The organism is Mesorhizobium sp. M7A.F.Ca.CA.001.10.2.1, assembly GCF_003998575.1.
Lineage (GTDB): Bacteria > Pseudomonadota > Alphaproteobacteria > Rhizobiales > Rhizobiaceae > Mesorhizobium.
This window is the reverse complement of record NZ_RZQY01000149.1, coordinates 1-10,717: the sequence shown is the minus strand read 5'-3', so window position 1 is coordinate 10,717 and position 10,717 is coordinate 1. Positions and strand designations below refer to the sequence as shown.

At 63.2% G+C, this 10,717-nt stretch carries 8 protein-coding genes and 1 pseudogene; 4 read left to right on the top strand and 5 right to left on the bottom strand.

From position 1 onward, the window contains the following. Both EN964_RS12535 and EN964_RS12530 read right to left on the bottom strand, forming a co-directional pair. A partial coding sequence (locus EN964_RS12535) for a hydantoinase B/oxoprolinase family protein (protein ID WP_127276408.1) occupies nucleotides 1-1,670 on the bottom strand: 1,670 nt, incomplete at its 3' end. 13 nt (nucleotides 1,671-1,683) lie between these two features. Then, entirely contained in the window at nucleotides 1,684-3,843 is a 2,160-nt protein-coding gene (locus EN964_RS12530) for a hydantoinase/oxoprolinase family protein (RefSeq protein WP_127270869.1), read from the bottom strand. Nucleotides 3,844-3,955: 112 nt separating this feature from the next. Here EN964_RS12530 and EN964_RS12525 point away from each other — a divergent pair, with 112 nt between their 5' ends. After that, nucleotides 3,956-4,735, top strand: coding sequence for a LuxR C-terminal-related transcriptional regulator (locus EN964_RS12525; RefSeq protein WP_127267759.1), 780 nt, complete (start codon nucleotides 3,956-3,958; stop codon nucleotides 4,733-4,735). A gap of 45 nt (nucleotides 4,736-4,780) precedes the next feature. On the opposite strand, the gene EN964_RS39225 is transcribed toward EN964_RS12525, so the two are convergent. The 3 genes and pseudogenes from EN964_RS39225 to EN964_RS12515 all read right to left on the bottom strand — a co-directional run bounded on the left by EN964_RS39225 (nucleotide 4,781) and on the right by EN964_RS12515 (nucleotide 5,359). Further along, nucleotides 4,781-4,915: a hypothetical protein gene (locus tag EN964_RS39225; protein WP_306663811.1), complete on the bottom strand. Its 135-nt coding sequence runs from the start codon at nucleotides 4,913-4,915 to the stop codon at nucleotides 4,781-4,783. Between the two features lie 25 nt (nucleotides 4,916-4,940). After that, nucleotides 4,941-5,081, bottom strand: a pseudogene (locus EN964_RS39220) (type II toxin-antitoxin system RelE/ParE family toxin); the annotation flags it as partial. Continuing rightward, on the bottom strand, nucleotides 5,078-5,359 hold the full coding sequence (locus EN964_RS12515) for a type II toxin-antitoxin system ParD family antitoxin (protein WP_023811572.1): 282 nt from the start codon (nucleotides 5,357-5,359) through the stop codon (nucleotides 5,078-5,080). The pseudogene EN964_RS39220 and the gene EN964_RS12515, both read right to left, overlap by 4 nt. A 278-nt stretch (nucleotides 5,360-5,637) precedes the next feature. Here EN964_RS12515 and EN964_RS12510 point away from each other — a divergent pair, with 278 nt between their 5' ends. The 3 genes from EN964_RS12510 to EN964_RS12500 all read left to right on the top strand — a co-directional run. Continuing rightward, nucleotides 5,638-7,812 (top strand): thiamine pyrophosphate-dependent enzyme, encoded by a 2,175-nt coding sequence (locus EN964_RS12510; protein WP_127267758.1) that lies wholly within the window; start codon nucleotides 5,638-5,640, stop codon nucleotides 7,810-7,812. 84 nt (nucleotides 7,813-7,896) lie between these two features. Then, nucleotides 7,897-9,459, top strand: coding sequence for an ABC transporter substrate-binding protein (locus EN964_RS12505; RefSeq protein WP_164749072.1), 1,563 nt, complete (start codon nucleotides 7,897-7,899; stop codon nucleotides 9,457-9,459). A gap of 119 nt (nucleotides 9,460-9,578) precedes the next feature. Then, a partial coding sequence (locus EN964_RS12500) for an aminotransferase class III-fold pyridoxal phosphate-dependent enzyme (protein WP_127276406.1) occupies nucleotides 9,579-10,717 on the top strand: 1,139 nt, incomplete at its 3' end.

Here is a 10,717-nt window from a genome sequence, read left to right as displayed (position 1 = left end):
GCGATTTCGTGAATGTCGGAGTTGCGCACGGCGGGATGCTTCTGGCAGGTCGGCGCCGGATAACCGCCGCACATGCCGCCATTGTCGAACACGCGCGAAGAATGTTCGGAGGTGTGGAGCCGCAGATGCGACGTCTTGTTGATCAGCCAGGTCGAGACGAAGGAACAGCCGCCGCGATATTTGCCGGCACCGCCGGAGTTGGGCACGATCGAGCGGCCGATATAGACCATCGGCATCGACTGTTCCCAGACCTCGATGTTGCCCATGTCGGATTCCGGGTTCCAGCCGACATAGGCGGTGTCGAGACCATCCTTGATGGCGAGCGCGCCGGAGCCGGCGGCGGCGCATTCAAAATGGGCCATGCCGAACGGCGTGCCGTACTGGCTCTCGCCGCCCATCTCGATCATCGGGCTGTTGACCTGGCCGACGAAGGCCTCCTCGACGAAGCCGCGGGCGACAAAACTGCGCGACAAAAGCCGCTGGAAGACGCCATAGGCCGGCAGCAGCAAAGCCCATGAGGTGGCGGTCGCCACCATCTCGTTGTCGGGGTTGGTCCAGGTGCCGTGCGGCAGTTTCAGTTCGGTCGCCATCCACGCGCCGTCATTGACCAGCCCTTCGAAATTCATGTGCTGGGTCAAGGTGACGAACATGCCGCCATCCATGCCGGCCGGCGTGCAGTTCATCGAATGGTAGCCCCAGGGCTGCGTGCCCTCGAAGTCCATGGTGATCTTGCCGTCGGTGGTGATCTCCATCTCGATCGGGATGTTGTAGAGCCAGTCCGGATCGCCGAGCAGCTGGAAGCCGGGTTTGCCTGCGGTGACGTGGCCGTAAAAAGTGTGGCCGCGATAGATTCCGGGGACGGTGAGCTGGCGGGTGCGGGCGAGCTGGGCACGGCGGCCTTCCTCGATGAACTCCTTCGACACCTTCATCCAGTAGTCGAGGCCGATCTCGGAGATCAGCTGCTTGACGCTTTCGCGCATGTCGATGCAGGATGCGACTTTGGCCTTCTCGTCGAGCACCCAGTAGATCGGCATTCGCAGATTGCGCTCGCAGCGGATGACGTAGTCGCGGCGGATCTCGTCGTTCTCGCCGATCTTCTCGGCGCAGACGAACAGACCCTCGGTGAAGCGCTCCTGCGCGAGACACACATCACCGCCTGGGGTAATGCCGCCAGCCTCCAGCTCGTGGCAGACGGCGCCGGCCCAGCCGACAAGCGTGCCTTCATGAAAGATAGGCACCACGTCCATCACGTCGGGCACCTGCACAGTGCCTATGAAGGCGTCGTTGTTGGCGAAAATGTCGCCTTCGCGGATGCGCGGGTTGTCCTCGTAGCCGTTTTTGATCATCCATTTGATGAAGCGGCTCATCGTATGGACGTGCACCATGATGCCGTTGGAGAGAGCGATGGCGTCGCCCTCGGGCGTGTAGATGGCGACCACCATTTCGCCGACCTCGCGCACGCCGGGCGAGGCCGAGATGCGGCGCGCCATTTCGCGCGCCGAGACGCAATAGGCGCGTAGCTTGGTGTGCAGCGTCTCGAATTTCAGCGGATCCTGGTTGCGCAGCGTGAGTTCCGTAATGCCGTCATAGCAACCGGTCTCTTCCATCAGCCGCTCGGAATCGAGCAGTCTTTCGCGAAGGCGCAGGGCCGAGGCAGGTTTGTCCAACATGGCGGTCGCCCTCTCAAGCGTGGGTGTAGTGCAGCAGCGTCCATTCATCGACATGGACACGGTCCTGCGGATGAACGACGAGCGTGGTGGCGGGATGTTCGATGATGGCCGGGCCGATGACTTCGTGGCCTGGCTGAAGCAGATCCATCTCGTAGAGATTGGCCTTGTGCCAGCGCCCACCGATATAGGCCTCGCGCACGCCCTTGTGGGCGGCTGCCGGGTTGGAGGCGCCGAGCGGCCGCTTGAGCAGCACCGGCTTGACCTTGTCGGCGGTGGCGATCAGCCCGAGTTCGGTGATGGTGAAGCCGGCTTCGCCATAACGCGACACGCGATGGTTGACCTTGGCATAGACCGCCTCGAACTCGTCGATAACCCTGCGCATGTCGTCGGCCGAACCGACCTTGGCAAGCGGCGCCATGACTTCGACGTCCTCGAGCTGGCCGGTGTAGCGCATCATCAGGAACGGCACGGTCCTGATCTTCTCCCTGGTATGGCCGTCGGCGATCATCTCGTCGACCGCTGCCTTGGTCAGGTCGTTCCAGACCGTGGTGACCTTGGCGCCGAAGGCGGCCAGCGTAGCCTCGTCGGCGCGTGACGGGATGTCGTGCTGGGTGGAGACGGAATGACGCCGCATGAAATCGGCCGTGGTGCAGCCGAAGGCGGAGAAGGCGGCCGCGAACTGGAAGGTGATGATGTCCTTGAAGCCGATGCCCCTGGAGCAGCCGGCCAGATGCAAAGGTCCCGAGCCGCCATAGGACAGCAGCGTGAATTCGGAGGGATGGATGCCTTGCCCGGAAATGACCCGGCGCAGCGCGTTGTTGGCATCGGACTCCAGCATGTCGATCATGCCTTCCGCGGCTTCCTCGACACCAACGCCGAGCACGCTGGAGCACTTTTCCTCGAAGGCGCGGCGCGCCTTTTCGACCTGCAGCACGACCTTGCCGCCCAGGAAATAGTGTGGGTTGAGGCGGCCGAGGATGGCGTCGCAATCGGCGATGGTCGGCTCGGTGCCACCGCGATCGAAGCAGATCGGACCGGGATCCGAGCCGGCGCTTTCCGGCCCAAGCGAGACCTTCTTGGTCAGGGGATCGACCTTGAGGATCATGCCGGCGCCGGCGCCGATCGTGTCGAGATGCAGCGTCGGCACGTTGAGCTTGAAACGGTCCATCAGCGGCTCGTTCTCGATTCGCGTCTGGCCGCGTGTGATGACGCCCATGTCGAAAGAGGTGCCGCCCATATCCGAGCAGATCAGCGAATCATTGCCGATCAGCTTGCCGACATAGGCAGCACCGAGGATGCCGCCGATCGGGCCGGAGATCATGGTTTCGTGCAGGCGCGGATGGTTGATCGAGGTCAGGCCGCCGAAGGAGAGCAGCGTCTGCACGCCATATTTGAAGCCGTATTTCTTCGAGACGTCCTCGATACCCCTAAGCTGCTTGCGGCCGCGCGAGGTGGCGTAGGCCTCGATCAGCACCGAATTCAGCCGCGACTGCTCGCGGATGACCGGGCGGACCTCATGGCTGGTGTAGACGATGATGTCGGCGCCGGCCCTGTCGACCTCCGCGCGGCAGATCTCGGCGATGCGCTTCTCGTGCACCGGATTGACATGCGAGAAGATGGTCATGATGCAGATCGCCTCGACCTTGTCGGCGATCAATTTTTTCGCGGCGATGGAGACCTCGTGTTCGTAGAGCGGCAGCACGACGTCGCCGAACTGGTCGATGCGCTCGGTGACGCCATGCGTGCGGCGGCGCGGCACCAGCGGATCGGGATGATGATGCGTGACCGCGTGCAGCCGGTCGGCGTAGGAATAATCGGCCCAGGCCTGCAGCCCGCGGCCCATCAGGATCATGTCCTCAAGGCCCTTGGTGGTGATCAGGCCGAGCCGGCGGCCGGTGCGCGACAACAGTGTGTTGAGCATGCCGGTGCCGGAATAGAGCACGACGTTGACGCCGGAAAACAATGATTCCAGCGAGATGCCCCAGGCATCCGCCGCGTCCTCGGCAGACGCGAGAAAACCTTCGGCTTCGTTCTTCGGCGTGGTCGCCGACTTGCCGATCTTGAAGTGGCCGTCCTGATCGACAAGAATCGTGTCGGTCATGGTGCCGCCGGCGTCGATACCGATGACGATTGGATTGCCGACGATGGGGCCGGTGAGATTGGGTTGGGTCACGGTCGCCTCGGGATCTGGTCTAGGTTGACGCAAGGCTAGATTCGATGGGCGGCTTCGCGCCATATGCCTAAAGACATAATGACGGCTGAGCTGACATCGCCGAAAAAAGGGCATGCGCATGGGGACCATCTGGGCGCCGCTCGCCAAAGCGATCGCCGCCACCGGCACGGACAGGCATGTCGACTGCCTGATCGACCTGATCGGCGCGGATATCGAGCACGACCTCGTCACGGTGACGCGCTATTCGACGACGCAGACACCCGAATTCATCAAACACCGACGCTTCTCGGACGAAATGGTCCGGCGCTATCTCGACAATTACTATGTCTTCGACCCGTTCTATGCGTCGTGGCGACGCGAGCGAAGGCTGGGCATCATGCCGCTGAAACGGCTTGCCAACGATGAGGCCAAGCGCGGCCAGTACATAGCCGGCTTCCTGGCGCAGTCGGAGATCTGCGACGAGGTCGGCATCATGCTGGCGGACGGCGGCGACTGGTGCCTCGGCATCTTCCTCGACCGCTCGACCACGCTATTCAAAGACAGCGAGATCGCCCTGCTGGATGAACGGCTGCCGGTGTTCGAGGCGCTGCATGCGCTCGACATCAAGGCGCGCGGAACGGAATTCTCCCGCACGTCAGCGCCGACAGGCCTCGGCGCCTCGCCCCGCCAGGAACCGACCATTCCAGCCAGCCTGTGGCCGGAGCTGTCACTGCGCGAGCGGGAGTTGGTCCAACTGATCCTCGCCGGTCACCCGACGGCCAACATCGCCGAACGCCTCGGCATCACCGTCGGCACGGTCAAGAACCATCGCCGGCGCATCTATGAGAAGCTCGACATCACCACGGAGCGGGAATTGTTTTTGCAGTTCTTCCAGCATCGGGTCGACCGATAGCCCGGGTTCGGACAGCTAAGCGGGTTACGCTTTTCCCGTTGCAGGTTAGAGCTCATCCTCCCAATTGGCGCCGCCATAGAGCACACGGAAGATCACCACTTGGTCGGATTCGACTGTAAAGGTCACCGTTACACGGCGCTCGAAACCGACAACCCGAAGGCCCTGGCCGCAGATCGTCACGGCGTGTTCCGCGCTCCGAGGCGTAGTCGAGACCCTGGCAGTAGGCTTCGATACGCTCGATATAGCGTATGGCCGTGACGTTGCCGGCGGCGATCTCGATGGTGTCGTATATCCATCTTAAGTCCGCTAAGGCTTCCGGCAACAGAACAATATGCCGGCGCTTCACACATCCCTCTTAAAGCGGGCGGCGTGGTGAGCGCGGATGTCGTCAAAAGCCTGGTTGGCTGGGATAACTCGGGAAGGATCCGCCTTCCACCTGTCATAGGTCGGCACAACCTCCTCGCGGAGCCAGCGCTCTACGGCCGCGTCGCGCTCTTGCAGGGCGCGAAGGCCGGCGCGGATCACTTCACTGCTGGTCGCGTAGGTTCCTGATTCAACGAGACGGTCGATGAAAGCAGCCTGCTCTGTTGGCAGGCTGAAGGTGCGCTTTTCGGTGGCAGCCATGATTTCTCCTATAATGTCGGTGTGATTATATCATACCAACATCCAATACGTTAGAAAACCTGTCGGCCCAAGAAACCGACATCGGCACTGCTAGCAGTCTCAAAATTCCTCTTGCGGAACCGCGCCGTCCCGGCTTAGTCTTTGCCTTCTCGCAAAAATGAAATTTAATTCCATTTGCCTGCAACCTTCTAGCCAGCATCGTGCCCCAGGAAAAATGAACGGCCCAATCGACTAAGAAAATATTTGATATATCATCTACCAGAACGGAAATAGCTGACATGGTCCAGCAGACATCGATCCAGCCATCGGCGCCCTGGTTGCGGCTAGATGTCGATGATTCGGACTGGACCGACGCCGAGGTGTCGAGCCTGGTGCGCTGGTATCACCAGATGCTGCTCATCCGCCGTTTCGAGGAAAAGGTGCTCGATCTGGCCCATGCCGGGCTGGTGCATGGTCCGGCCCACGCCAGCATCGGACAAGAGGCCACGGCGGTCGGCGCCATGTCCGTGCTCGGCACCGGCGACCGCATCAACGGCACCCACCGTGCCCATCACCAGGTGCTGGCCAAGCTTGTCAACGCGCAGACGCCCGGCGGATTCGACCCGCTGCATGATGCTTTCAACCCAGGCATGCAGGGATCGGTTCGCGGCCTGATGGCCGAGATCATGGGCCTCAAGTCAGGCTATTGCGGCGGCCGTGGCGGCTCGATGCATATGCGCGACGATGCCTCCGGCATCCCAGGCACCAGCGCCATTATCGGCGGCAACCTGCCGCACGCGGCGGGCTATGCGCTCGCCAACAAACTGCTCGGCACCGGCAACATCTCGGTCGCCTTCTTCGGCGACGGCACGATGATGGCGGGACCGGCCTACGAGGCGATGAACATCGCCGCGCTCTACCGGCTGCCGGTGATCTTTTTCGCCGAAAACAATCTCTATGCCGTCTCCACGCACATCAACGAGCAGACGCGCGAGACGCGGCTGGCCTCGCGCGGACCTATGCTCGGCTTTCGTGGCATCGAATGCGACGGCATGGATGTGGTGGCAGTCCACCATGCCATGCGCGAGGCGCGCCGGACGATTGAGGAAGACGGCGGCCCGGTGCTGGTCGAGGCGCTCTGCTATCGGTTTCTACACCAGAGCGGCGCCCGCCCGGGCAGCGAATTCGGCTACCGCACGCGCGCCGAGGAAGACGTCTGGAAAGCGCGCGACCCGCTTGCGACGATGGCGGCTCGCCTGAAGACGATGGGCATCCTGAACGCTTCGGACCTCGGGACACTCGACCAGCGCGTCATGGAGGCGGTCAACACCGCTGCCGATTCCCTGACCGAGATGAGCGGCAACGCGCTGCGCATTCCTGATCATCTGTGGCCGGACCCAAGCGACGTCGACAACCAGATCCGCGGCGATCTTTCCGAACTGAAGGGCGAGCGCTTCCTCGAGATCGAGGACGTGCCGCCGGCCGACACCAGGCCGGTCAAGTTCATGGTTGCCGCGTCCGAGGTCATCGCTCGCGCCATGGAGCAGGACCCGCGCATCATCATCATGGGCGAGGATGTGCACCGGCTGCGCGGCGGCGTTTCGGGCGCCACAAAGGGCGCGCTGGAGCGCTGGCCGGAGCGTGTGCTGGCGATGCCGATCGCCGAGAATGGCTTTGTCGGCGTGGCGCTGGGTGCAGCGCTTTGCGGCTTGCGGCCGATCGTCGAGATCATGTTCGGCGACTTCTGCCTGGTTGCCGCCGACCAGCTGTTCAACGCGGTCAGCAAGGTGCGCCACATGTTCGGCGGCGGCTTTCCGGTGCCAATCGTGGTCAGGGTGCGCGTCTCGCCGCACACCGGCTACGGCTCGCAGCATTCGGGCGATCCGTCCGGCCTGTTCGCCCTGTTTCCCGGCTGGCGCATCGTCGCGCCGACGACGCCCTTCGACTATATCGGCCTGATGAATTCAGCGCTGAAATGCGACGATCCGGTCGTCGTCATCGAGCATGTCGAGCTGTTCCCGAGCGAAGGCCCTGTGCCTGCGGACGACCGCGACTATTGCGTGCGGCTCGGCAAGGCGAAGATCGTCAGGCCGGGCAGCGCCTGTACACTGCTCACCAGCGCCAGCATGGTTGCCGTCGCCAGCCAGGTGGTCGAGGAGACCGGCGTCGATGCCGAGATCATCGACCTGCGCAGCCTCGACCCGACCGGGCTCGACTGGCCGCTGGTGGAGGCCTCGATCCGCAAGACCAACCGGGTAGCCGTCATCGAACAGGTGCAGCGTGGGCTATCGCTTGGCGGACGACTGACACAGGAGATTCAGGATCGCGTGTTCGATTATCTCGATCACGAGATCCTGCATGTGACGGGAAGCCTCTCGGCTCCCGTCGTATCGGCCCCGCTCAACCGCGCCGCACTGGGCGGCGCTGAAAAGCTCAAGGCCGCGCTTCAATCCCTCACTGCCGTGGGTGGATAGAGCGAACGCATTGCCACAAAGATCCGACAAGAAAATGGGAGAACTGACATGAGCATCCTACAGAGAAACAAGACCAGGGCGAAGATGCTGGCAGCCGTGCTGCTGGCCACCAGCGCCTTCTGGGCGCCGGCCACGTTCGCGCAGGACAGCAAGCCGCTGGTCATTGCGCGCAACATCGACCTCAACTCGCTCGATCCGCACCGCGCCTTCTGCGACACCTGCCAGATCTACAATTCCAGCGTCTATGAATCGCTGCTGACGCTGGACAAGGACAACAAGCTGATCCCGCTGCTCGCTTCCAAATGGGAAGGCAATGCCGACCAGAGCAGCTTCACCTTCACGCTCGACCCGGCCGCCAAATTCTCGGACGGTTCGCCGGTCGAAGCCAAGGACGTGAAATGGTCCTGGGAGAGGCTAAAGAACCTCAAGGGCAGCGCCTCGTTCCTGATGGACAATGTCGCCTCGATCGAGACCCCGGACGCGCATACGGTGGTCGTCAAGATGGTCGCGCCGAGCTCCGAATTCCTCAACATCGCGGCGGCGCCCTACGCAGCGGTCGTCAACAGCAAGGTTGCTTCCGAAGCCGGCGCCAAGGCCGATGCGGACGCTTCGACGACAGACAATGCCGAGGCCTGGTTCCTGGCGCATTCGGCCGGCAGCGCGCCGTTCGTGCTGAAATCCTATGAGCCCAATTCGGAACTGCGGCTGGCGCGCAACGACAAGTACTGGCGCACCGCGCCGGCGCTGAGCGAAGTCGTCATCCGCCAGACCAAGGATGCGGTGGCGCAGGCACAGATGCTGCAGAGCGGCACCGCCGACATCGCCATGCAGATCGACCCGGACACGGCCAAGACGATGACCGGCAGCGACGTGAAAATCGAGACCGTGCCGTCCTACAATTTCATCTATGTGGCGCTGTCGCCCGGCGCCAAGGCCAACAAGGTTCCGCTGACGCCCGAAGTGCGCGAGGCCATTTCGCTCGGTCTCGACCGTCCGAGCATCCTGGACTTCACCATCGGCTCCGAGGGCCAGTTGATCAGCGCACCGATCCCGCTCGGCTTCCCCGGCGGTTCGGGCTTCGAGGCGCAACCCTATGACGTCGCCAAGGCAAAGGAACTTCTGGCCAAGGCCGGCCATGCCGACGGCTTCGAGATGGAAGCGGCGTTTCCCGGCATGAACGTCTATGGCGTCGATCTGTCGCTGTTGATGCAGAAGGTTCAGCAGGATTTGGCCAAGATCAACATCAAGCTCGACCTGCAGCCGATCCCCTTCGCCAACTGGCGCGAACGCGTCAATGGCGACGGCATCCCGATGACGGCGGTGTTCTACGCGCCGGACTATTACGGCACGTCGCAATACGTCGATTATTTCGCCATGACCAAGGGCAGCCCGTGGGCGCGCCGCGCCGGCGCGGTGCGCGACCCGTCGGTGCTCAATCCGAAGGAAGCGGATATCTACAAGGCAGCCCTTGCGGCAAGCGGCGACGAGGCCGCCAAGCTGTGGCATCAGGCCGGCGAGGAGATGATCAAGGACAGGATCATCCTGCCGTTGATCAGCCCGAACCTGATCCTGGCCTACAAATCGGACGTCAAGGGCGTGCGTTACAGCGCCTGCTGCAACCTCCCGCTGGCGGAACTCAGCCACTGAGCGAAAAGATGCGGGAGGCGGCCAGCCGCCTCCCGCTTCCTCATCCTGGACGGTCAGCAAATCCTGTTCTTCCAGCATTAAGATCAATATATGATATATCAATACGCGGAGAACTCGCTATGACTTCCCTGATCAACTCCAAAGACCAGTTGCTGCGCGAGCGCGCGGCCTCGGTCATTCCGGGCGGCATGTGGGGGCACATGGCGACGCGCTATCTCGGCTCCGCCTATCCGCAATTCTTCGAGCGCGCCGACGGCTGCCGGGTCTGGGATGTCGATGGCCGCGAGTACATCGACCTGATGTGCAGTTGGGGCCCCAATATCCTCGGCCACCATCACCAGGCGGTCGAGGCAGCGGCCGAGCGGCAGCGTCGCCTGGGCGATGCGATGAACGGCCCTGGCGAGGTGTTGGTCGAGCTGGCCGAACTGCTGGTCAAGACCGTCGCGCATGCCGACTGGGCGATGCTGCAGAAGAACGGCACCGACGCCACCACGGCCTGCGTGACGATCGCACGCGCCGGCACCGGCCGGCGCAAGGTGCTGGTCGCGCGCGGCTCCTATCACGGCGCCGTGCCGTGGTGCACGCCTTCGCTCGCCGGCGTCACCGCCGAGGACCGCGCCCATATCGTCCATTTCGACTACAATGATGTTGCCAGCCTCGAGGCAGCCGTCGAGCAGGCCGGCAGCGATCTTGCCGCCGTCGTCGTCACCGCTTTCCGCCACGATATCGCCCGCGACCAGGAACTGCCGACCGCCGCCTTCGCCAGACGGGCGCGCGAGCTCACCACCGCCGCCGACGCGGCGCTGATCGTCGATGATGTCAGGGCCGGCTTCCGCATCGATCTCGCCGGCAGCTGGGAACCGCTCGGCGTACGGCCGGACCTGTCCGCTTTCTCGAAGGCGATCGCCAATGGCTATCCGCTTGCCGCGATCACCGGCACCGACCGGTTTCGCGAAGCCGCGACCAAGGTCTATGTGACGGGGTCGTTCTGGTATGGCGCCGTCGCCATGGCCGCCGCGATCGCCACCATCAACACGCTGCGCGACACCGACGCCATCTCCAGGATGACTGAAGCCGGCGACAGGCTGCGCTCAGGCCTCGATGCGGCAGCGAAGAAGCATGGCCTGTCGCTTCGCCAGACCGGCCCGGTGTCGATGCCGATGGTGCTCTTCGACGGCGATGCCGAATTCAAAAAGGCCGACGCCTTCTGCTCGGCCGCCTTGCGCGAGGGCGCCTATTTCCTCCCCCGGCACAACAT

Coding starts and splice junctions, on each gene's coding strand:
- EN964_RS12525 (WP_127267759.1), top strand. CDS start 3,956: ATGCGCATGGGGACCATCTGGGCGCCGCTCGCCAAAGCGATCGCCGCC.
- EN964_RS12515 (WP_023811572.1), bottom strand. CDS start 5,359: ATGGCTGCCACCGAAAAGCGCACCTTCAGCCTGCCAACAGAGCAGGCT.
- EN964_RS12510 (WP_127267758.1), top strand. CDS start 5,638: ATGGTCCAGCAGACATCGATCCAGCCATCGGCGCCCTGGTTGCGGCTA.
- EN964_RS12505 (WP_164749072.1), top strand. CDS start 7,897: ATGCTGGCAGCCGTGCTGCTGGCCACCAGCGCCTTCTGGGCGCCGGCC.